The following is a 20,528-nucleotide window of genomic DNA, read 5'->3' on the forward strand; positions in this document are numbered from 1 at the left end:
TCGGCAGGAGGGAGAAGGGCCATGGCTGCCATGCCGGCTGTCGAGCACCCGCCGCCCGCGGACGACCTGCTCCGGACGTTCCTGGAGCTGGAGACCCCGCCGGGTTACAAGGCCGAGCTCATCGAGGGGGAGATCGTCGTGACACCGCCACCGGACGGGTCCCACGAAACCGTGTTCGCCCTGCTCGTCAGGCAGTTCATCCGTAAAGCCGCGGTCGACGTGGACCTGGCCGGGACGAAGGGTCTGATCACACCCGGCGGCCGGTTCATCCCGGACGGCACCATCAGCCCGGTGGGGCACTTCGAGGACGCCGACCCCTGGGCACCGCCGGCAGGGGTCCTGCTGGTGTTCGAGATCACCTCCAGCAACCCGGCCAAGGACCGCGAGGCCAAGCGCCGCGGCTACGCGGCTTCCGGCATCCCTTGCTACCTGCTGATCGACCGCAGCTACCGAAGCGCCACCCTGTTCACCGACCCCGCGGACGGGGACTACACCGTCCACACCCAGGCGGCCTTCGGCAAGCCCCTCGACCTGCCCGCCCCGTTCTCCTTCGCCCTCGACACGGAGCCCCTGCGGTAGCGCACGCCACCGCAGGGGCTCCGGGCGGAGCGGGTCCGGCTACTCGACGGTGACCGACTTCGCCAGGTTGCGCGGCTGGTCGACCTCGTGGCCCTTGGCGGTGGCCAGCTCGCAGGCGAAGACCTGCAGCGGGACGGTGGAGACCAGCGGCTGCAGCAGCGTCGGGGTCGCCGGGATGCGGATCAGGTGGTCCGCGTACGGGACGACGGCCTCGTCGCCCTCCTCGGCGATGACGATGGTGCGGGCGCCGCGGGCGCGGATCTCCTGGATGTTGGAGACGATCTTGTCGTGCAGGATCGACCGGCCGCGCGGCGACGGGACGACCACGACGACCGGCAGGCCCTCCTCGATCAGGGCGATCGGGCCGTGCTTGAGCTCGCCGGCGGCGAAGCCCTCGGCGTGCATGTACGCCAGCTCCTTGAGCTTCAGCGCGCCCTCCAGGGCGACCGGGAAGCCCACGTGGCGGCCGAGGAAGAGCACCGAGCGGGCGTCGGCCAGCGAACGGGCCAGCTCGCGGACGGGCTCCATGGTCTCCAGCACCTGCTCCACCTGCTTCGGCGCGTCGCCGAGCTCGCGGATGATGGTGAAGATCTCGTCGCCCCACTTGGTGCCGCGGACCTGGCCGAGGTACAGCGCGACCAGGTAGCAGGCGACCAGCTGGGTCAGGAACGCCTTGGTCGAGGCGACCGCGACCTCCGGGCCGGCGTGGGTGTACAGCACCGCGTCGGACTCGCGCGGGATGGTGGAGCCGTTGGTGTTGCAGATCGCCAGCACCTTGGCGCCCTGCTCGCGGGCGTGCCGCAGCGCCATCAGGGTGTCCATGGTCTCGCCGGACTGCGAGATGGCGATGACCAGGGTGCGGTCGTCCATGATCGGGTCGCGGTAGCGGAACTCCGAGGCGACCTCGACCTCGCAGGGGATGCGGGTCCAGTGCTCGATCGCGTACTTGGCGATCATGCCGGCGTGGAAGGCGGTGCCGCAGGCCACGATGACGACCTTGTCGACCTCGCGCAGCACCTGGTCGGGGATGCGCAGCTCGTCGAGGGTCAGCCGGCCGTCGGTGCCGATCCGGCCGAGGAGGGTGTCGGCGACGGCCTTCGGCTGCTCGGCGATCTCCTTGAGCATGAAGTAGTCGTAGCCGCCCTTCTCGGCGGCGGAGGCGTCCCAGTCCACGTGGTACTCGCGGACCTCGGCCGGGTTGCCGTGGAAGTCGGTCACCGTGACGCCGTCGCGGCGCAGCTCGACGACCTGGTCCTGGCCGAGCTCGATCGCCTCGCGGGTGTGCGCGATGAAGGCGGCGACGTCGGAGGCAAGGAAGTTCTCGCCCTCGCCGCGGCCGACGACCAGCGGGGAGTTCCGGCGGGCGCCGACCACCACGTCGGGGGCGTCGGCGTGGGTGGCGACGAGGGTGAAGGCGCCGTCCAGCTGCCGGCAGACCGTCCGCATGGCCTCGGCGAGGTCGCCCTGGTAGGCCTCGCCGAGGAGGTGGGCGACGACCTCGGTGTCGGTCTCGGAGCGCAGGGTGTGGCCGCGCTCGGCGATCTCGGCCCGCAGGGTCGCGAAGTTCTCGATGATGCCGTTGTGGACGACGGCGACCTTGCGGTCGTCGTCGAGGTGGGGGTGGGCATTGGCGTCCGTGGGGCCGCCGTGGGTGGCCCACCGGGTGTGGCCGATGCCGGTGGTGCCCGCCGGCAGCGGGGTCTCGGCAAGGGACTTCTGGAGGTTGGCGAGCTTGCCGGCCCGCTTGTCGGTGGCGAGGCTCCACTGCCCGTCGAGCCCCTGGGTCTGCACGGCCACACCGGCGGAGTCGTACCCCCGGTACTCCAGCCGCTGCAGGCCTGCGATCACTACGTCCAGGGCCGACTGGGACCCCACATATCCAACGATTCCGCACATGCGTGCCAGCATATGCGGCGTTTCGTTCACCCAGGTCACGCTCACCGCTCACCCCGGTCACGCCTTGCCGACACCGCGCGTGACCGATGCCACAGCATCCCGCCGCGCCCGGACGGACCACAATGGGGATGTGCTGACCGAACTCTGTACGAGGGGCGCCGCCCAGGCGCCCACCCCCTCCCCGTACGTGGATCTGGACCGGGCCGAGTGGAGCGCGCTGCGCGAGCGCACCCCGCTGCCCCTGACCGCCGACGAGGTCGAGCGACTGCGCGGCCTGGGCACCGCACTGGACCTGGACGAGGTCAGGGACGTCTACCTGCCGCTGTCCCGGCTGCTGAACCTCTACATCCACGCGACGCACGAGCTGCGCGGCGCGGTGGGCACCTTCCTGGACACGCCGGACACCGAGCGCACCCGGACCCCGTTCGTCATCGGCGTGGCCGGCTCGGTCGCGGTCGGCAAGTCGACGACCGCCCGGCTGCTGCAGGCGCTGCTGGCCCGCTGGCCCGAGCACCCGCGGGTCGAACTGGTCACCACCGACGGCTTCCTGCTGCCCAACGCCGAACTGCGCCGGCGCGGCCTGATGGCCCGCAAGGGCTTCCCCGAGTCGTACGACCGGCGGGCGCTGATGCGGTTCGTCGCCGACGTGAAGGCGGGCAAGGACAGGGTCACCGCCCCGGTCTACTCGCACCTGGTGTACGACATCGTGCCGGACGAGCGGCTGACGGTGGAACGCCCGGACATCCTCATCGTGGAGGGCCTGAACGTCCTTCAGCCGGCCCTCCCCGGTACCGACGGCCGCACCCGGCTGGCCGTCGCCGACTACTTCGACTTCTCCATCTACGTCGACGCGCGCACCGACGACATCGAACGCTGGTACCTCGACCGCTTCCGCAAGCTCCGCGAAACGGCCTTCCAGGACCCGAACTCCTACTTCCGGCGCTTCACCGAGGTCCCCGAGGAGGAGGCGATGGACTACGGCCGCCAGGTCTGGCGCACCATCAACAAGCCCAACCTGCTGGAGAACGTGCTGCCGACCCGCGGCCGGGCCACCCTGATCCTCCAGAAGGGCCAGGACCACAAGGTCCGCCGGGCCCGGCTCCGCAAGCTCTGAGCCCGTTCGATCCGCTCGGAGCGGTCCGGCGTCACGAATGTGTCGCGATTGGTGGGAGATCTGACGCACCTGCATCCGTTAGCTGGCGATATGCCGGGAATGGCGACTTCTGGCTGCCCGTAGTATCAAGGCGCCCTGTTCCACGCCTGCGCCCGATCGGACACGGAACCGTCCTCAGATGCTCGCCTTCCTACTAGAGATCCGGCAGTGGTGGACCGTCCGAGCGGTCTATCCGTTCGCCGTCTTCATGGCAGTGGTCTGGCTGCTGTGGCTCACCCGGCTGATATTGACCCGTCGTTACCAGCCCTGGCTGAGGCCCCACACCACGACCACCTCGGTGATCATCCCGGTGGTGGACGAGCCGGCCGACCTCTTCTACTCGGTGCTCGACCGCATCATCGAACAGCAGCCGACCGAGATGGTCGTGGTGATCAACGGGAAGCGCAACGAAACGCTCGAAAAGGTCTGTGACGAGCTCGGCGTCTACTGGCGCTGGACCGAGACCCCCGGGAAGCGGAACGCGCTGCGGGTCGGCCTGGAGGTCTGCACCGGCGAGATCGCCGTGCTCGTCGACTCCGACACCGTCTGGACGCCCACCACGCTCAGCGAGCTGGTCAAGCCGTTCCGCGACCCGGAGGTCGGCGGCGTGACCACGCGCCAGCGCATACTCGACCCGGGCCGGTCCCTGCTCACCCGCTGGGCCGACTGGCTGGAGAGCGTGCGCTGCCAGTACTCGCTGCCCGCCATGAGCGTCCTGGGCACCGTCGGCTGCCTCCCCGGGCGCACCATCGCCTTCCGGCGGCAGATCCTCCTCGACTGCATGGACGACTTCCTCGGCGAGAAGTTCCTCGGTGTGTTCCTGGAGGTGAGCGACGACCGGACGCTCACCAACTACACGCTCAAGCAGGGGTACCGGACCGTCTACCAGTCGACCTCGCTGGTGTACACCGACGCCCCGCTGGAACTCCGCAAGCTCGCCAAGCAGCAGTACCGCTGGGCCCGGGGCTCGCAGTACAACACGCTGCGGATGCTGCCGTGGATGCTGCGGCGCGCCCGGATGCTCGCCCTCTTCTACCTGGTGGACATCCTGATCCCCTTCGTCCTGCTCGGCAGCTTCTCGTCCTGGGCGGTCGCCGCCTGGCACCGCAGCGGCCCGAGCCTCTACAACGACCTGCCCCTGCCGGTGGAGCAGTGGAAGTCCACACTGCTCGTCCTCGTCCTCGCCGCGCTGCTCTCCGCGGTGTCGCTGGCCGTCCGGTTCGGCCGGCACTTCGCCTACCGGTCCAAGGACATGCTGTACCTTCCGGCCTTCATGCTGATCAACACCTTCGTGCTGCTTCCGGTCCGTCTCCTCGGGTTCTTCCGCATGGGGCACAACGCCTCGTGGGGCACCCGCGACGACAGCTTCGCCGGCGAGCGCGCCCGCAGCCCCAAGGTCGCGATCCCCTATCTCCTGGGCAGTGCCATGCTCGTGGGCGCGGTGATGATGAGTGTCTAAGCGGGCCGCCACTCGTCGCAGGAAGCCCCGCTGGTGGCAGCGCGGCTCCGGCATCCGCCTCCGCGTGTGGATGGCGGGCAACCTCGCCCTGCTCTGCGTGCTCACCTACGGCGTGATGTCCGCCCTCGCGGCGCAGGCCGAGGGGCCGCGCTACGCGGGTCTCGGACAGAGCGCCGGCGTGCCGGCACTCGAGGAGCTGCTGCGGCCGGAGAAGAAGGCGCACCCGATGCCGGACCGCGCCGTCTTCGCCAAGCCGAACGGCAAGTACTTCGGCGTCAGCACCGTGGAATCCCCCTGGTCCGGGGCCGAGCTGCAGCGGATCAAGCAGTCCTCCGGCGCCTGGCCGACCATGTCCGAGTACTTCGTGCGGTGGAACGCGGACTTCGACCCGGCCGCCGTGAAGGCCGCCTACGACCACGGCACCCTGCCCGTCCTCGCGTGGGAGCCCTGGGCCGGTGAGGAGGCGGGCGGCGACGACCAGCCCGAGTACCGCCTCTCCACGATCGTCGACGGCACCCACGACGCGTACATCCACGCGTTCGCCCGGGGCGTCGCCCAGCAGCGCTGGCCCCTCGCCATCCGGTTCGCGCACGAGATGAACGGCACCTGGTACCCCTGGTCCGAGCAGAAGAACGGCAACCGGCGCGGCCAGTACGTGCAGGCCTGGCGGCACGTCCACGACATCTTCGCCCAGGAGGGCGCCACCAACGTCATCTGGGTGTGGAGCCCGAACATCCTCCGTCCGGTGCCCGACGTCGACCTCGCCGCGCTCTACCCGGGCGACGACTACGTGGACTGGGCCGGGATGGTGGGCTACGGGACGAACTCCGAGCGCACCGCGGACGAGACGTTCGGCCCGACCCTCGACGTCCTGCGCGGCGTCACCAAGAAGCCCGTCCTCATCACCGAGACCGGCCGCGAGACCAGCAGCGCCTACAAACCCGCCTGGACGAGCGACTTCTTCGCCTGGCTGGCGAAGCAGCCGGACGTCATCGGCTTCATCTGGTTCCAGCGCAACGCCGACCAGGGTGCCAAGGCCAACTGGCGTTTCGACGAGACCACCGCGGCCCTGCGGGCCTTCTCCAACGGCATCCGCCAGATCAAACTCGCCGACGGACTCGACTGACCCGGCGTCACCCGCCACGGACCCAAGGAACGACAGTGAGCACGCAACCTCACCAGCTCCGGACGGCCCTCCGGCCCGCGGAGAGGCCGCTACCGCCCTCCGGGCCGGAGCGGCCCGCCGCCACGGCCGACGAGGAGACCGGGCCGTCGGGCCGGGGACATCGCGCGGCGGGCGTCCTCGCGGTCCTCCTCCCCGCGCTCGTCGCGTCCTACCGCTGCCTCGACGGCATCGGCGCGCGGCAGATGTGGCGCGACGAGCACGCCAGCTGGTGGGCCGCCACCCTGAACACGGCGGACTTCCGCGCCCTGCTCAGCAACATCGACGCGGTGATCGCGCCCTACTACCTGCTGCTGCGGGCGTGGACACCGGCGTTCGGCGACTCCCCCGCCTCGCTGCGCACGCCGTCCGCCATCGCGATCGCGGTCTCGGCCTCGCTCGTCGCGCTGCTCGCCCGACGGGTCCACCGGGCGGCCGGCGGCTCCGACCTCTCCGCCTCGCTCACCGGCGCGGGTGCGGGCACCGCCTTCGCGCTGCTGCCCGCGGTCGCCCGCTACGGCCAGGAGGCCCGGCCCTACGCCTTCGCCGTCCTGCTCTCCCTGCTGGCCGGCGTCCTGCTGCTGCGCTGCCTCGACGGCAGGTCGGGGGCCGCATGGGCCTGGTACGGCGTCACCCTGACCCTCGCCGGTGCCGCCCACCTGGTCTGTCTGCTCGTCCTGCCGGCCCACGCAGCGGCCGTCCTCACCTCCTGGATCCGCAGTCGGCGGGCAGCGGTCGCACTGAACTGGCTGCTCGCCACCCTCCTCGGCCTGGCCGGCATCAGCGTCCTGGTCCTGCGCGGCAACAGCCAGAGCAAGCAGATCGCCTGGAACAACCCCACCCGCGACGACCTCGTGCAGCTTCCGAGGGACCTGCTCGGCTCCTGGCCGGCGGCGGCCGTCGTCCTGGCCCTCGCCCTGCTCGGTCTCTGGGCCGCGCGGCGCCACGTCGGGCTGCTGGCCGTCTGGGCGCTGCTGCCGCCGCTGCTGACCTTCGCCACCGCCGACCGGCTGCACCTGTTCCTCGACCGCTACCTGCTCTTCACCGCCGCCCCCGTCGTGGTCCTGGCGGCGGCCGGCACGGCCTGGATCCTCTCCCCGCTGCGCCGCAACACCGCCCTCGGCGGTGTCGCCGTCGTCCTGGCGGCCACCCTGCTGGCCGGCATCACCGTCCTCGACCGCTCGGCCATGGCGGCGATCCGGAACAACCCGGTCGCCGAGCCCGACTACCGCGGTGCGGCGGCGCTGCTCACCGCCGAGGCGAAGCCCGGCGACGGCATGGTCTTCAACAGCCAGCTCAACGCCCGACGGGCCTTCGCCTACGAGCTCCGCGACCGTCCCGCCCCCACCGACGTGATGCTGCAGTACTACCCGGAGGACCTGGGGCGCTTCCAGGGCACCGAGTGCGACGACCCGTCGGAGTGCGCGCGCTACTCGGACCGGCTCTGGCTGGTCAGCACCGCCGCGGGGCCGAACCCGTTCGCCCAGATGGCGGCCGGTACCAGGACCGTCCTGCAGGAGCAGTTCAAGGTCAGCAGCACCCAGGAGCTCCACAAGATCAAGGTCCTGCTGCTGGAGCGCGTCCAGCCCGCTCCGAGCAACGACTGAGCGGCGCGCGGGCGGCCCCGGCCGCCCGCGCGGCCTCAGCGCATCGGCCAGGGCACCAGCCGCTGGTCGGCGAGGCCGTCCTGGAACGCCTTGACGCTTCCGGGCGAGGTGGTGAACCGCCAGTCGTAGCGGCCGCCCTCCTCGTCGCTGTGCTGGAACCAGGAGAAGCCGACGACCCGCGGGTGGGCCTTGATCCAGCGGAAGAAGTCGACCGTCCACAGGGCCTTGTTGACGTTGGGCCGGACGCCGGTCTCGCCGATGAAGATCGGCTTCTGCGAGAGGGACACCAGGTCGGCGTAGGTCTCGTCGAAGACGTCGTCGGCGCGCTTCTCGCTCTCGCTGTACCCGTCCATGCCGATCCAGTCCACGTACTGGTCGCCGGGGAAGTAGCGGGCGAGTTCGTGCTTGTCCGTGCCGCGGTGGATGTTCGGGCACCAGAACCAGAGGACGTTGGTGACCCCCCGGGACGCGAAGACGTCGTGGACGTGGCGCCAGGCGGCGACGTAGTCGCCCTGGCGGTTCCCGCTGCGCTGCTCGGCCCAGGGGTACCAGTCGGCGTTCATCTCGTGCGCGAAGCGGATGACGACGGGCTGGCGGACCTCCCGCACGGCGTCCGCGAACCGCCGCACGTAGCCGTCGTGGGCACCCGAGGCGATCCTGCGGAGCGCGTAGGCGGGCTGGTCGTCACCCTGGTCCTTGCCCGCCGACGGCTGCCAGGTGAGCAGCGGGACCGCGCCGAGGTGGTACGAGGAGGTCACCCGGTCCGCCGAGAACTCCTCGTCCCAGTTGACGAAGTACTCCTGGACGGTGGGCCGGCGGCCGGCCGAGGCGGAGACGTTCTCGGTCTCCGGCTCGTTCGGCGAGCCCGGGGTGCTCACGCCGAAGTGCAGCCCGTCGGGCTTGCGCAGCCCCTCCATCGTGGCGGGCGTCCCGTAGCCCGTGGCGCCCGCCCCGTCCGCCGCGGTCGGCAGCGGGCCGACCCCGACGGAACCGGAGGCGGCCGCGGACCGGTCCTCGCCGCGCAGGAGCAACCCGAGGACCACGGCCAGCGCCAGCACCACCGCACCGGCGGCCAGCAGCCTCCGCCGGGTCGGCGGCGCCACCCCGCGCAGTCGATCGACGACGGCCTCGACGGCCGTCCGCCTCCCCCACTCCATCGAATACTCCGTCAGCCGGGGCTTCAGCCGGCCTTCTTGGCGGCCTCGGCACCGCGGGCGAGCAGGGTGGCCCGGAGCGAGGAGGTCACGTCCGCGCCGGCCTGCTTGGCGTCCTTGTCGGTGCCCGAGACGGGGCTGCCGTCCTTGCTTCCGGTGATCGTGGTGTACAGGTAGCGCCCGAGCGAGTCATGGGTGATCGCACAGGCTCCCGCGTCCGAGCAGAACTTCGGGGTCTGGTCCTTGACCAGCGGCTGCACGTTGCCCTTGAACGCGCCGTCGAGCTTGCTCGCCTGCACCTTGTCGTCGAAGACCGCGACACCGATGGTCACGACCGACTTGTCGGAGGTGTAGGTGGCCCGGTAGAGACCGCGGCACAGCTGGTCCCGCAGCAGCGGACCGAGGCCGTTGGTCGTCACGTCGCCGCACGCCCCGCTGAAGTCCACCGCGCTGCGGGTGTACGACCGGCCCTGCACCGTGACGGTGGCGCTCGGGAAGAGCGTCTCGACGGTGAGCGGAGCCTTGTCCGTGCTGCCCTTGCCGAGCACGTCCTCGGGCTTGGCCGCGCGCTTGGTGCTCTGCCCGGCGGACGGGCTGGCCTTGTCCGAGGCGCTGGAGGACACCGAGGGCGAGGCCGACGGATCGGCCTCCACCCTCGCCGACCCGTCGGTCAGGTAGAGCGAGGCGGCCACGATGCCGCCCACCACGAGCACCGCGGCCGAGCCGCCGCCGATCGCGAACATCCGCTTGCGGCGACGGCGCTGCTCCGCCTCGTTCTGCTCAGCCAGCGCCGACCAGTCCGGCTCGTCTATGTCGGAGGACCGGAAGGTGCTCGGCCCGTACCGCCCCTGCGGCTGTCCCGGCTGGGCGAACGTCGGGAACTGCCCGTAGCCCGGGCCGCCCTGACGGGGCGGCGGAGTGGCGGCGGGGCCGGGGACTCCGGGAGCCCCCTGCTGCTGCGGGAAGGGCACGGCACCCGGCTGGGCCGGTGGGTAGCCGTAGCCCGGGGCCGAACTGCCGGGCTGCGGTACAGGCTGGCCCGTCTGCGGCGCACCCGCCACATGTGCCTGCTGTTCCCCATCGGTCATCTGAGCCTCCGCCCCTTTCCACTCGTGCGAGCAGATGATATCGGCAACGTGATCGGACACCACGACTGAGCCGGTGCCAGATCAAGCATTTGTCATACCGGAACCCAACCGTGGCCGTTCGCTTGCCGGATCGGGACGGCCCGGTCAGCCCAGGTGGGTCTTCACCACCGCGGCGAGCCGCTCGGCGACGGCCTTCGCGCGGGCCTCGTCGGCGGCCTCGACCATGACGCGGACGAGCGGCTCGGTGCCGGACGGGCGCAGCAGCACCCGGCCGGTGGTGCCGAGTTCGGCCTCGGCCTCGGCGACCGCGGCGGTCAGCTCGGCGCAGCTGGCGACCCGGCTGCGGTCGACGCCCTTGACGTTGATCAGGACCTGCGGCAGACGGGTCATCACGGTGGCGAGGTCGGCCAGCGGCTGCTTGGTGGCGGCCAGTCGCGCGCCCAGCATCAGGCCGGTGAGGGTGCCGTCGCCGGTGGTGGCGTGGTCGAGCAGGATGACGTGGCCGGACTGCTCGCCGCCGAGCGCGAAGCCGTGCTGCTTCATCGCCTCCAGCACGTAGCGGTCGCCGACCGCGGTCTGCACCAGGTCGATGCCCTCGCGCTCCATGGCCAGCTTGAAGCCCAGGTTGGACATCACCGTGACGACGGCGGTGTTGCCGCGCAGCGTGCCCGCCTCCTTCATGGCGACGGCCAGGACGGCGATGATCTGGTCGCCGTCGACCTCGTTGCCGTCCGCGTCGGCGGCCAGGCAGCGGTCGGCGTCGCCGTCCAGGGCGATGCCGAGGTCGGCGCGGTGCTCCTTCATGGCGGCACGGAGCTTGTCCAGGTGGGTGGAGCCGACGCCGTCGTTGATGTTCAGGCCGTCGGGCTCGGCGCCCAGGGTGTAGACGACCTCGGCGCCGGCGCGGGCGAAGGCCTCGGGGGCGACCCGGGCGGCCGCGCCGTGGGCGCCGTCGATCACCACGCGGACGCCGTCGAGCCGGTTCGGGAGGACGGCGACGAGGTGGGCGACGTACTTGTCGAAGCCCTCGGTGTACCGGCGGACGCGGCCGACGGCGGCGCCGGTGGGGCGCTTCCAGTCCTCGCTGCCGCCGACGCCGTAGCGGCGGTAGTGCTCCTCGATGGCGTCCTCGATGGCGTCGTCCAGCTTGTGGCCGCCGCGGGCGAGGAACTTGATGCCGTTGTCGGGCATGGCGTTGTGGCTGGCGGACAGCATGACGCCGAAGTCCGCGCCGAGCGCGCCGGTGAGGTAGGCGACGGCCGGGGTCGGCAGCACGCCGACCCGCAGCACGTCCACGCCGGCGCTGGCCAGGCCCGCGATGACGGCGGCCTCCAGGAACTCTCCGGAGGCGCGCGGGTCGCGCCCGACCACGGCCACCGGCCGGTGCCCCTCGAAGGCGCCGGCGTCGCCGAGCACGTGTGCCGCAGCGACCGACAGGCCGAGGGCCAGTTCGGCGGTCAGGCCCTCGTTGGCCACGCCGCGTACCCCGTCCGTACCGAAGAGTCGTCCCACTGTTCCCGTCCTTTTCGCCCTGCTCGTTGTTTCTTCACCCTCCGCCGTCCGCACCGGGCGGGAGAGCACGACGCCCCGGAGTACACGAGGTACTCCGGGGCGTACGGGTTGCACCGGGGTGCGCACCACCGGAGCGGCACGCACCCCCGGGGTGCAATTAGCGCTTGCTGTACTGCGGCGCCTTGCGGGCCTTCTTGAGACCGGCCTTCTTGCGCTCGACGGCGCGGGCGTCACGGGTCAGGAAGCCGGCCTTCTTGAGCGGGCCGCGGTTGTTGTCCACGTCCGCCTCGTTGAGGGCACGGGCCACGCCGAGGCGCAGCGCGTAGGCCTGACCGGAGACGCCGCCACCCGCGATGCGGGCCACGACGTCGTAGCGGCCGTCGAGCTCGAGGAGCTTGAACGGCTCGTTGACGGTCTGCTGGTGCACCTTGTTGGGGAAGTAGTTCTCCAGGGTGCGACCGTTGATCTTCCACTGGCCGGTGCCCGGGACGATGCGCACGCGGGCGATCGCCTCCTTGCGGCGGCCGAGGCCGGCGCCGGGGGTGGCCTCGCCGAAGCGGCCGGCCAGCGACTCGGTGGTGTACTCGGTCTCCGAGGTGTACTCCTCGACGTTCTCGTCGAAGTCGACCTCGAGGGTGTTCTCGATGGCAGTCTCGGCCACGGTGTTCCTCAGCTCTCGCTACTCAGTGATGGGGTCTGTCGGCCGGAATTACTGCGCGACCTGGGTGATCTCGAACGGCACCGGCTGCTGGGCAGCGTGCGGGTGCTGGTCGCCCGAGTAGACCTTGAGCTTCGAGAGCATCTGACGGCCGAGACTGTTCTTCGGGATCATGCCCTTGATGGCCTTCTCGACGGCCTTCTCCGGGTTCTTGTCCAGGAGGTCGTCGTAGCGCACCGAGCGGAGACCGCCCGGGAAGCCGCTGTGGCGGTAGGCCATCTTCTGGGTCTTCTTGTTGCCCGACAGGTGCACCTTGTCGGCGTTGATGATGATGACGAAGTCACCAGTGTCAACGTGCGGCGCGTAGATCGCCTTGTGCTTGCCCCGCAGGAGGTTGGCGGCCTGGGAGGCCAGGCGGCCGAGCACGACGTCGGTCGCGTCGATGACGTGCCACTGACGCTGGACGTCGCCGGGCTTGGGGCTGTACGTACGCACGGTCGTAGCCTTCGCTTTTCAGTGAGTGGGTCCTGACAGGAGCACCGGACGATGAGAACAGCTCGACCCACCTTGGACGCAATTCAAGGGGAGCCGCTGATCGTCGGCCAGATGTCTCCGGCGTACCGACCTCTCACGTGAGATAGAGCGAGCCAATACGCACAACAAGTCGCCAGCTTACCGGGCGCCCCGCGGGGGGTCAAAACGCCTCAGCGGTCGCGCACCACCCGGGTCTCGTCCCAGACCGGCTCCGGCGACTCGTAGACCCGGCCGTCCGAGCCGAACACCAGGTAGCGGTCGAAGCTGCGGGCGAACCAGCGGTCGTGCGTGACGCACAGCACGGTGCCGTCGAACGCCTCCAGGCCCTGCTGCAGCGCCTCGGCGCTCTCCAGGTCCAGGTTGTCGGTGGGCTCGTCGAGCAGCAGCGCCGTCACGCCGGACAGCTCCAGCTTGAGGATCATCAGCCGGGCCTGCTGGCCACCGGAGAGCGACTCGAACTTCTGCTCCTCCTGGCGGTCGAGCTCGTAGCGGCGCAGCGCGGCCATCGCGGCGCCGCGGCCGAGGGCGTGCTCCTCCTCCAGGACGGTGCGGATCGTGCGGCCGAACAGCTCCGGGTGGGCGTGGGTCTGCCGGAAGTGGCCGGGCACCACACGGGCGCCGAGCTTCCAGTCGCCCTCGTGCTTCACCGTGCCGTCGCCGGCCAGCAGCCGCAGGAAGTGCGACTTGCCGGAGCCGTTCGAGCCGAGCACCGCGACCCGCTCGCCGTAGAAGACCTCCAGGTCGAAGGGCTTCATCAGGCCGCTGAGCTCCAGGCCCTTCACGGTGAAGGCGCGCACGCCGGTGCGGCCGCCCTTGAGGCGCATGGTGATCGACTGCTCGCGCGGCGGCGCCTCCGGCGGGCCGGCCTCCTCGAACTTCTTGAGCCTGGTCTGCGCCGCGGCGTACCTGGAGGCCATCTCGTGGCTGACCGCGGCCGCCTGGCGCAGGGTGACGACGAGCTTCTTGAGCTTGGCGTGCTCCTCGTCCCAGCGGCGGCGGAGCTCCTCGAAGCGCTCGAAACGGGCGCGGCGGGCGTCGTGGAAGGAGTCGAAGCCGCCGCCGTGCACCCAGACGCTGCTGCCGGCCGCGCCGGTCTCGACGCTGATGATCTTCTCGGCGGTGCGGGAGAGCAGCTCGCGGTCGTGCGAGATGAAGAGCACGGTCTTGTTGGTGGCCTTGATGGCCTCCTCCAGCCAGCGCTTGCCGGGCACGTCGAGGTAGTTGTCCGGCTCGTCGAGCAGCAGGACCTCCTCGGGGCCGCGGAGCAGCGCCTCCAGGACGAGCCGCTTCTGCTCGCCGCCGGAGAGGGTGTTCAGGCCACGGAACTGGGCGCGGTCGAAGGGCATGCCGAGGGCGGCGGTGGTGCAGACGTCCCAGACCGTCTCGTAGTCGTAGCCGTCGGCGTCCGCCCAGTCGGCGAGCGCCTGGGCGTAGCGCATCTGGGTCTTCTCGTCGTCCTGGGCGAGCATGGCGAGCTCGGCGGCGTCCACCGCGCGGGCGGCGGTGGCGATCCGCTCGGGGGCGACGGAGACCAGCAGGTCGCGGACGGAGGCGTCGGCGGGCAGGGCGCCGGGGGTCTCGCGGTGGTCCTCGCGGCCGGTGGTGCCGACGAACTGGCGCATCACGCCGAGGCCGCCGGTGACGGTGACGGTGCCGCCGTGCGGCTGCACGTCGCCGGCGATCATGCGGAGCAGGGTGGTCTTGCCTGCGCCGTTGGCGCCGACCAGCGCGACCGCGGCGCCCTCGCCGACCCGGAAGGACGCGTCGTCGAACAGCACCCGCCCGTCCGGCAGGTAGTACTCAAGGTGCGAAATCTCGACGTGTCCCATGCGTCGGATTGTGCCAAGCGGGCGCGCCGGGCCCCAAACCGTTTTACCGCCGGGCCGGCGTGACGTTCACCGCCGCACCGGCGTCACGCCTGGCCGGGCAGGGTCCGCATCCGGCGGGCGAGGCGGTTGCGTTCGGCGAGCTCGCCGTCGGCGGGGTAGCCGACCTCCTCCAGGGTGAGGCCGTGCGGGCGGACGACGTTGACCGCGGAGTTGCGGACCCGGCCGGCGAGCACCTGGCCGGGGAAGTCGACCGGCCGGTGGCCGTCGCCGACCAGCAGCATCGCGCCGACCAGCGAGCGGACCATGTTGTGGCAGAAGGCGTCGGCGCGCACCGTCGCCACGGCGAGGCTGCCCTCCTGGGCGGCGTAGGTGTCGATCGGCACCCGCTCCCAGTGCAGTTCGAGCAGGGTGCGGATGGTGGTGGCGCCCACGCGCTTCTTGCAGTACGCGGCGAAGTCGTGCTCGCCGAGCAGCAGCCGGGCGGCCTCGTTCATCCTCTCGACGTCGACCGGGCGGTCGTGCCACAGGACGTGGCCGCGCAGCAGCGGGTCGACGCCGCCGGGGTGGTCGGCGACCCGGTAGGCGTAGCGGCGCCAGACCGCGGCGAAGCGGGCGTCGAAGCCGTGCGGGGCCTCGGAGATCCGGTAGACGCGGACGTCGGCGGGGAGCCGGCCGGCGAGGCGGCGGAGCAGCTTCTCGCCGTGCTCGGCCCACAGCTGTTCGGGGAGGTCGACGTGGGCGACCTGGCCGCGGGCGTGCACACCGGCGTCGGTGCGGCCGGCCACGGTCAGCGGGAAGCCGATGGCGCTGCGGGTGACGATCTGCAGGGCGTTCTCGATCTCCTCCTGGACGGTGCGCCGCCCCCGCTGGCGGGCCCAGCCGGAGAAGTCCGCGCCGTGGTAGGCGAGGTCGAGCCGGATCCGGCGGAAGCCCTCGGCCGGGCCGTCCTTGACGGGGGGCTGCTCGGCACAGTCGTTGGCCACTTCGTTCTCCTGGGAGGGCTGCCTGCGGGAAGTGCTCGGGCCCGCCCTCCCCACGGATGGGGAGGGCGGGCCCGGGTGACACCTTGGGGGCGTCAGGCCTCGGTGGTCTCCGCGGCCTCGGCCTCGTCGGCCTTGGTCTCCTCGACCTTGGCCTCCTCGGCCTCCTTGACCGCGCGCTTGGCGGCGGCCTCGGCCTCGGCGACGGTGGCCTTGGTGGCGATCTCGCCCTCGACCAGCTCGATCACGGCCATCGGGGCGTTGTCGCCGCGACGGGTGCCGATCTTGGTGATGCGGGTGTAACCGCCGGGACGGTTCTCGAAGCGCGGCGCGATCTCGGTGAAGAGGGTGTGCAGCACCGAGACGTCGGTGATGGTCTTGCGCACCAGGCGACGGTTGTGGATGTCGCCCTTCTTCGCCTTGGTGATCAGCTTCTCCGCCAGCGGGCGCAGGCGGCGGGCCTTGGCCTCGGTGGTGGTGATGCGGCCGTACTGGAACAGCTCACGGGCCAGACCGGCGAGCAGCAGGGGCTCGTGGTGCGGGCCGCCGCCGAGGCGGGCACCCTTGGTGGGACGCGGCATGGAATGACTCCTCGTATCTCCGACTGCGGCCGTACCAGGTACCGCAGCGGGCGTACGGGCACCGTGCCCGTACGACTTGCACGGTGGCGGGGGCGGTCCGCGAAGGGCCGCCCCCGTCCCGAATTCTTCTTAGTACTGCTCGGTCTCCGCGTAGCCCTGGTCGTCCAGGTCGTCGGCGCCGAAGGCGTCGGCGGCGGCGGTCGGGTCGAACCCGGGCGGGCTGTCCTTGAGGGCCAGGCCCATGCCGGCCAGCTTCGCCTTGACCTCGTCGATCGACTTCGCACCGAAGTTGCGGATGTCGAGCAGGTCGGCCTCCGAGCGGGCGACGAGCTCACCCACGGTGTGGATGCCCTCGCGCTTGAGGCAGTTGTAGGAGCGGACGGTGAGCTCCAGCTCCTCGATCGGCAGCGCCAGGTCGGCGGCCAGGGCGGCGTCCGTCGGGGACGGGCCCATGTCGATGCCCTCGGCGTCGATGTTCAGCTCGCGGGCGAGGCCGAACAGCTCCACCAGGGTCTTGCCGGCCGAGGCCATGGCGTCGCGGGGACGCATGGCGGGCTTGGTCTCGACGTCGACGATGAGCTTGTCGAAGTCGGTCCGCTGCTCGACTCGGGTGGCCTCGACCTTGTAGGTGACCTTCAGCACGGGGCTGTAGATCGAGTCGACCGGGATGCGGCCGATCTCCTGGCCGGAGGCCTTGTTCTGGACGGCGGAGACGTAGCCGCGACCGCGCTCGACGGTCAGCTCCATCTCCAGCTTGCCCTTGCCGTTGAGCGTGGCGAGGACGAGCTCGGGGTTGTGCACCTCGACACCCGCCGGCGGGGCGATGTCGGCGGCGGTGACCACACCCGGGCCCTGCTTGCGCAGGTACATCACGACCGGCTCGTCGTGCTCCGAGGAGACGACCAGCTGCTTGATGTTGAGGATGAGGTCGGTCACGTCCTCCTTGACGCCCGGCACGGTGGTGAACTCGTGCAGGACGCCGTCGATCCGGATGCTGGTGACAGCGGCACCGGGGATCGAGGAGAGGAGGGTGCGGCGGAGCGAGTTGCCGAGGGTGTAGCCGAAGCCCGGCTCCAGCGGCTCGATCACGAACCGCGAGCGGAATTCGTCGACGACCTCTTCGGTCAGCGAGGGACGCTGAGCGATCAGCATGAGAGGTGTTCCTCCAGTTGTCTTCGGCACCCACTATTTGATGCCGATGGACTCAAGCGTACGGCCTCCCGCACCAGGCGGGAGGCCGACGCACGTACTACTGCGGACCCGTGCGGGGCCGCCGGGGGCCCGAAGGCGCAGCGTCAGACGCGGCGGCGCTTCGGCGGACGGCAGCCGTTGTGCGGGGTGGGGGTGACGTCCTGGATCGAGCCGACCTCGAGGCCGGTGGCCTGGAGGGAGCGGATCGCGGTCTCACGGCCGGAGCCCGGACCCTTGACGAAGACGTCGACCTTGCGCATGCCGTGCTCCTGCGCACGACGCGCGGCGGCCTCGGCGGCCATCTGCGCGGCGAACGGGGTGGACTTGCGCGAGCCCTTGAAGCCGACGTGGCCGGCAGAGGCCCAGGAAATCACGTTGCCCGAGGGGTCGGTGATCGAAACGATGGTGTTGTTGAACGTGCTCTTGATGTGGGCGTGCCCGTGAGCGACGTTCTTCTTCTCCTTGCGGCGGATCTTCTTCGCGCCGGCAGCCTGACGACCCTTGGGGGGCATAAGTCTGTTCTCCTGATGAGGTGGTCGGTCCGCTAACCCGCGGGCCGGAGGGATGTCCGGTTACGGGACGGACTACTTCTTGCCCGGCTTCTTCTTGCCGGCAATCGCGCGACGCGGGCCCTTGCGGGTACGCGCGTTGGTGTGGGTGCGCTGGCCGCGGACGGGCAGACCGCGGCGGTGGCGCAGGCCCTCGTAGCAGCCGATCTCGACCTTGCGGCGGATGTCGGCGGCGACCTCACGGCGGAGGTCACCCTCCACCTTGTAGTTGGCGTCGATGTACTCGCGCAGCTTGATGAGGTCTTCCTCAGAGATGTCGCGAACCCGGACGTCGGGGCTCACGCCGGTCTCGGCGAGGGTCTGCTGGGCGCGGGTGCGGCCGATGCCGTACACGTACGTGAGGGCGATCTCGATCCGCTTCTCGCGGGGGAGATCAACGCCGGCGAGGCGTGCCATTCATGGCTCCTGTGGTTCTTCAGAGGTCTTGCGTGCCGCCTACTCCGTCGCCTCTCGGCGAGGGAGCCCCGGCCTCTGACCGGGGGTGGCAGTCCGTCCCTCGGGGGGTCGGATCGGGCAGCCCGCGTATGACGTTGTGCGCGTCGCGCGAAGTACTACGAGAAATGCTGGGAGAGATCAGCCCTGGCGCTGCTTGTGGCGCAGGTTGTCGCAGATCACCATGACCCGGCCGTGGCGGCGGATCACCTTGCACTTGTCGCAGATCTTCTTGACGCTCGGCTTGACCTTCATGTTCAGGTTCTCCGGGTCTAGATCTGACGGTTTGCTTACTTGTAGCGGTAGACGATCCGACCACGCGTCAGGTCGTAGGGGCTCAGCTCCACCACGACCCGGTCGTCCGGGAGGATACGGATGTAGTGCATCCGCATCTTGCCGCTGATGTGCGCGAGGACCTTGTGACCGTTCTGCAGCTCGACCTTGAACATGGCGTTCGGAAGAGACTCGATCACGGTGCCCTCGATCTCAATGGCGCCTTGCTTCTTTGCCATGAACTGCGAGATCCACCTTCCGGGGCCGGCTACCGCATGCGGCACGCTCGTGCGAGCCTGGGTCCACCCCACCCCTGCCTGGAAAGAGCCCTCGCGGGATTCCTGCTTGGGAAGAGGGCGTGCCGAAGCACGCTACGAGTGAGCCGACGCATCAGTCTACGACAGGCTCCAAGCGGACGCCAAAACGGCCCGGCCGGTCACGCTCGGTACTGGGCGGGCACCGGGACGACCGGCTGGACCACCGCGGTGCAGGCCGCGCAGCGGCGGGCGGCCTCGGGGATCTCGGTCAGGCACTCGGGGCAGGGGCGCTTCGGGGTCTTCGGCTTCTTCGGCATGTAGCGGGCGGTGGCCTTGGTCACCGGCAGCACGACGCAGAAGTACAGCACGGCGGCGGTCAGCACGAAGGCGATCAGGACGTTGAGGAACTGCCCGTACGGGAAGGTCACGCCGCCGATGTGCGCGCTGTAGCTGGCGAAGTCGCCCGCGGCGCCGACCACCACGCCCACCAGCGGGGTGAGGAACGCCGTGACGAAACCGGTCACGACGGCGGTGAACGCCGCACCGATGACCACACCGACGGCCATGTCGACGACGTTCCCGCGCATCATGAAGTCACGGAAGCCCTTGAGCACTGTTCTCTCTTCTCCTCGTACGGCTGTCAGCAGACAAAAATAGGGCGAAGGACCCGGAGGGCGAAACCTCCGGGTCCTTCGCTCCTGTCCGTCCGGGTCAGGCCAGCGGGTCCGGGGCCGCGGTGACACCCAGCTTGGCCAGCTCCGCGCGGCCGCCGTCGAAGGCGGTGAGCACCAGCGGGCCCTGCTCGGTGACGGCCACCGAGTGCTCCCAGTGCGAGGCCCAGCTCTTGTCGGTGGTGACGACCGTCCAGTCGTCCTCCAGCACGGCGGAGTGCGGGGTGCCGAGCGTCACCATCGGCTCGATCGCCAGCACGGTGCCCGGGATCAGCTTCGGGCCCTTGCCGCGGCCGGCCACGTAGTTCAGCACGTGCGGCTCCATGTGCATCGCGGTGCCGATGCCGTGGCCGCCGTAGCCCTCGACGATGCCCCACTTGCCCTTGGGGGGCAGCGGCTGGCGGCGGATGAACGACTCGATCGAGCGGGAGACGTCGACCAGCCGGTTGCCCTTCTTCATCTGGGCGATGCCGGCCCACATCGAGCCCTCGGTGACCCGGCTCAGCTGGAGGTGCTCCGCCGCGGTCTCGCCGACCGCCACGGTGATCGCCGCGTCGCCGTGCCAGCCGTCGAGGATGGCGCCGCAGTCGATGGAGATCAGGTCGCCCTCCTGCAGCACCCGCTCCCCCGGGATGCCGTGGACGATCTCGTCGTTGACCGAGGCGCAGATCACACCGGGGAACCAGAGGCCGCCGTGGTGGGCGCGGAAGTTGGAGGTCGCGCCGTGGTCGGTGATGACCTTGTCGGCGATGTCGTTCAGCTCCTGGGTGGTGATGCCCGGGGCGACCGCCTCCCGGCAGGCCTTGAGCGCCTCGGCGACGACCAGCCCGGCCGCCCGCATCTTCGCGATCTGCTCGGGGGTCTTGATCTCCACCATCTGGTCACGCCTTCCACTGTCGGACGCCGCCCGGTCCTTGCCGGGCGGCCGTGCACTCGTTACCAC

At 70.7% G+C, this 20,528-nt stretch carries 21 protein-coding genes; 5 read left to right on the top strand and 16 right to left on the bottom strand.

Annotated elements, in window-relative coordinates; translation table 11 throughout:
- Positions 1 to 21 precede the first annotated feature (21 nt).
- Positions 22 to 579 (top strand): Uma2 family endonuclease, encoded by a 558-nt coding sequence (locus AB0O09_RS06155; protein ID WP_363540443.1) that lies wholly within the window; start codon positions 22 to 24, stop codon positions 577 to 579.
- A 39-nt stretch (positions 580 to 618) separates the two neighbouring features.
- Here AB0O09_RS06155 and glmS read toward each other — a convergent pair whose 3' ends face one another.
- Positions 619 to 2,475, bottom strand: a complete 1,857-nt coding sequence (glmS, locus tag AB0O09_RS06160; RefSeq protein WP_359980063.1) for a glutamine--fructose-6-phosphate transaminase (isomerizing) — start codon at positions 2,473 to 2,475, stop codon at positions 619 to 621.
- Between the two features lie 130 nt (positions 2,476 to 2,605).
- On the opposite strand from glmS, the gene coaA reads away from it, so the two are divergent.
- The 4 genes from coaA (at position 2,606) to AB0O09_RS06180 (ending at position 7,856) form a co-directional block, all read left to right on the top strand.
- Positions 2,606 to 3,589 carry a type I pantothenate kinase gene (gene coaA / locus AB0O09_RS06165; protein WP_363540444.1) on the top strand — a complete coding sequence of 328 codons (984 nt, stop codon included), beginning with the start codon at positions 2,606 to 2,608 and terminating at the stop codon, positions 3,587 to 3,589.
- Between the two features lie 178 nt (positions 3,590 to 3,767).
- Entirely contained in the window at positions 3,768 to 5,087 is a 1,320-nt protein-coding gene (locus AB0O09_RS06170) for a glycosyltransferase family 2 protein (protein ID WP_344621490.1), read from the top strand.
- Positions 5,080 to 6,213, top strand: coding sequence for a glycosyl hydrolase (locus AB0O09_RS06175; RefSeq protein WP_363540445.1), 1,134 nt, complete (start codon positions 5,080 to 5,082; stop codon positions 6,211 to 6,213). Before AB0O09_RS06170 ends, AB0O09_RS06175 begins: the two co-directional genes overlap by 8 nt.
- 35 nt (positions 6,214 to 6,248) lie before the next feature.
- Positions 6,249 to 7,856 (top strand): glycosyltransferase family 39 protein, encoded by a 1,608-nt coding sequence (locus AB0O09_RS06180; protein ID WP_363540446.1) that lies wholly within the window; start codon positions 6,249 to 6,251, stop codon positions 7,854 to 7,856.
- A 35-nt stretch (positions 7,857 to 7,891) separates the two neighbouring features.
- Here AB0O09_RS06180 and AB0O09_RS06185 read toward each other — a convergent pair whose 3' ends face one another.
- The 15 genes from AB0O09_RS06185 to map all read right to left on the bottom strand — a co-directional run bounded on the left by AB0O09_RS06185 (position 7,892) and on the right by map (position 20,462).
- Positions 7,892 to 9,013 carry a glycosyl hydrolase gene (locus tag AB0O09_RS06185; protein ID WP_363540447.1) on the bottom strand — a complete coding sequence of 374 codons (1,122 nt, stop codon included), beginning with the start codon at positions 9,011 to 9,013 and terminating at the stop codon, positions 7,892 to 7,894.
- 23 nt (positions 9,014 to 9,036) lie between these two features.
- The gene (locus tag AB0O09_RS06190) at positions 9,037 to 10,098 is read right to left on the bottom strand and encodes a hypothetical protein (protein WP_363540448.1); all 1,062 of its coding nucleotides are present in this window, start codon (positions 10,096 to 10,098) and stop codon (positions 9,037 to 9,039) included.
- A gap of 144 nt (positions 10,099 to 10,242) precedes the next feature.
- A complete protein-coding gene (glmM, locus tag AB0O09_RS06195; RefSeq protein WP_344621485.1) occupies positions 10,243 to 11,610 on the bottom strand; it encodes a phosphoglucosamine mutase in 1,368 nt (455 codons plus the stop codon).
- Between the two features lie 157 nt (positions 11,611 to 11,767).
- Complete coding sequence (gene rpsI / locus AB0O09_RS06200; protein WP_263104963.1) at positions 11,768 to 12,271, bottom strand: 30S ribosomal protein S9; 504 nt, start codon at positions 12,269 to 12,271, stop codon at positions 11,768 to 11,770.
- 48 nt (positions 12,272 to 12,319) lie between these two features.
- The gene (rplM, locus tag AB0O09_RS06205) at positions 12,320 to 12,763 is read right to left on the bottom strand and encodes a 50S ribosomal protein L13 (protein ID WP_030263432.1); all 444 of its coding nucleotides are present in this window, start codon (positions 12,761 to 12,763) and stop codon (positions 12,320 to 12,322) included.
- Positions 12,764 to 12,972: 209 nt separating this feature from the next.
- Positions 12,973 to 14,631 (bottom strand): ATP-binding cassette domain-containing protein, encoded by a 1,659-nt coding sequence (locus tag AB0O09_RS06210; protein ID WP_363540449.1) that lies wholly within the window; start codon positions 14,629 to 14,631, stop codon positions 12,973 to 12,975.
- 83 nt (positions 14,632 to 14,714) lie between these two features.
- The gene (gene truA, locus AB0O09_RS06215; protein ID WP_363540450.1) at positions 14,715 to 15,614 is read right to left on the bottom strand and encodes a tRNA pseudouridine(38-40) synthase TruA; all 900 of its coding nucleotides are present in this window, start codon (positions 15,612 to 15,614) and stop codon (positions 14,715 to 14,717) included.
- A 92-nt stretch (positions 15,615 to 15,706) separates the two neighbouring features.
- Positions 15,707 to 16,192 (bottom strand): 50S ribosomal protein L17, encoded by a 486-nt coding sequence (gene rplQ, locus AB0O09_RS06220; protein WP_263104959.1) that lies wholly within the window; start codon positions 16,190 to 16,192, stop codon positions 15,707 to 15,709.
- Positions 16,193 to 16,321: 129 nt separating this feature from the next.
- Positions 16,322 to 17,344 (bottom strand): DNA-directed RNA polymerase subunit alpha, encoded by a 1,023-nt coding sequence (locus tag AB0O09_RS06225; RefSeq protein ID WP_030263446.1) that lies wholly within the window; start codon positions 17,342 to 17,344, stop codon positions 16,322 to 16,324.
- 143 nt (positions 17,345 to 17,487) lie between these two features.
- Positions 17,488 to 17,895, bottom strand: a complete 408-nt coding sequence (rpsK, locus tag AB0O09_RS06230; RefSeq protein WP_014136257.1) for a 30S ribosomal protein S11 — start codon at positions 17,893 to 17,895, stop codon at positions 17,488 to 17,490.
- Positions 17,896 to 17,967: 72 nt separating this feature from the next.
- A complete protein-coding gene (gene rpsM / locus AB0O09_RS06235) occupies positions 17,968 to 18,348 on the bottom strand; it encodes a 30S ribosomal protein S13 (RefSeq protein ID WP_030263448.1) in 381 nt (126 codons plus the stop codon).
- Between the two features lie 177 nt (positions 18,349 to 18,525).
- Positions 18,526 to 18,639, bottom strand: coding sequence for a 50S ribosomal protein L36 (rpmJ, locus tag AB0O09_RS06240; RefSeq protein ID WP_003956441.1), 114 nt, complete (start codon positions 18,637 to 18,639; stop codon positions 18,526 to 18,528).
- Between the two features lie 35 nt (positions 18,640 to 18,674).
- Entirely contained in the window at positions 18,675 to 18,896 is a 222-nt protein-coding gene (gene infA, locus AB0O09_RS06245; RefSeq protein ID WP_003956442.1) for a translation initiation factor IF-1, read from the bottom strand.
- A 197-nt stretch (positions 18,897 to 19,093) separates the two neighbouring features.
- The gene (gene mscL, locus AB0O09_RS06250) at positions 19,094 to 19,528 is read right to left on the bottom strand and encodes a large conductance mechanosensitive channel protein MscL (protein WP_363540451.1); all 435 of its coding nucleotides are present in this window, start codon (positions 19,526 to 19,528) and stop codon (positions 19,094 to 19,096) included.
- A 97-nt stretch (positions 19,529 to 19,625) separates the two neighbouring features.
- Positions 19,626 to 20,462 carry a type I methionyl aminopeptidase gene (gene map / locus AB0O09_RS06255; protein WP_344621481.1) on the bottom strand — a complete coding sequence of 279 codons (837 nt, stop codon included), beginning with the start codon at positions 20,460 to 20,462 and terminating at the stop codon, positions 19,626 to 19,628.
- Positions 20,463 to 20,528 lie beyond the last annotated feature (66 nt).

The sequence above is a fragment of the Kitasatospora sp. NPDC093679 genome (assembly GCF_040683455.1).
Classification (GTDB): domain Bacteria; phylum Actinomycetota; class Actinomycetes; order Streptomycetales; family Streptomycetaceae; genus Kitasatospora; species Kitasatospora arboriphila.

Bases quoted from the DNA above. Each gene is read 5' to 3' on its own strand.
- AB0O09_RS06155 (WP_363540443.1), top strand. From the start codon at position 22: ATGGCTGCCATGCCGGCTGTCGAGCACCCGCCGCCCGCGGACGACCTG.
- glmS (WP_359980063.1), bottom strand. From the start codon at position 2,475: ATGTGCGGAATCGTTGGATATGTGGGGTCCCAGTCGGCCCTGGACGTA.
- AB0O09_RS06170 (WP_344621490.1), top strand. From the start codon at position 3,768: ATGCTCGCCTTCCTACTAGAGATCCGGCAGTGGTGGACCGTCCGAGCG.
- AB0O09_RS06185 (WP_363540447.1), bottom strand. From the start codon at position 9,013: ATGGAGTGGGGGAGGCGGACGGCCGTCGAGGCCGTCGTCGATCGACTG.
- AB0O09_RS06190 (WP_363540448.1), bottom strand. From the start codon at position 10,098: ATGACCGATGGGGAACAGCAGGCACATGTGGCGGGTGCGCCGCAGACG.
- AB0O09_RS06210 (WP_363540449.1), bottom strand. From the start codon at position 14,631: ATGGGACACGTCGAGATTTCGCACCTTGAGTACTACCTGCCGGACGGG.
- rplQ (WP_263104959.1), bottom strand. From the start codon at position 16,192: ATGCCGCGTCCCACCAAGGGTGCCCGCCTCGGCGGCGGCCCGCACCAC.
- AB0O09_RS06225 (WP_030263446.1), bottom strand. From the start codon at position 17,344: ATGCTGATCGCTCAGCGTCCCTCGCTGACCGAAGAGGTCGTCGACGAA.
- rpsK (WP_014136257.1), bottom strand. From the start codon at position 17,895: ATGCCCCCCAAGGGTCGTCAGGCTGCCGGCGCGAAGAAGATCCGCCGC.
- rpsM (WP_030263448.1), bottom strand. From the start codon at position 18,348: ATGGCACGCCTCGCCGGCGTTGATCTCCCCCGCGAGAAGCGGATCGAG.
- rpmJ (WP_003956441.1), bottom strand. From the start codon at position 18,639: ATGAAGGTCAAGCCGAGCGTCAAGAAGATCTGCGACAAGTGCAAGGTG.
- infA (WP_003956442.1), bottom strand. From the start codon at position 18,896: ATGGCAAAGAAGCAAGGCGCCATTGAGATCGAGGGCACCGTGATCGAG.
- map (WP_344621481.1), bottom strand. From the start codon at position 20,462: ATGGTGGAGATCAAGACCCCCGAGCAGATCGCGAAGATGCGGGCGGCC.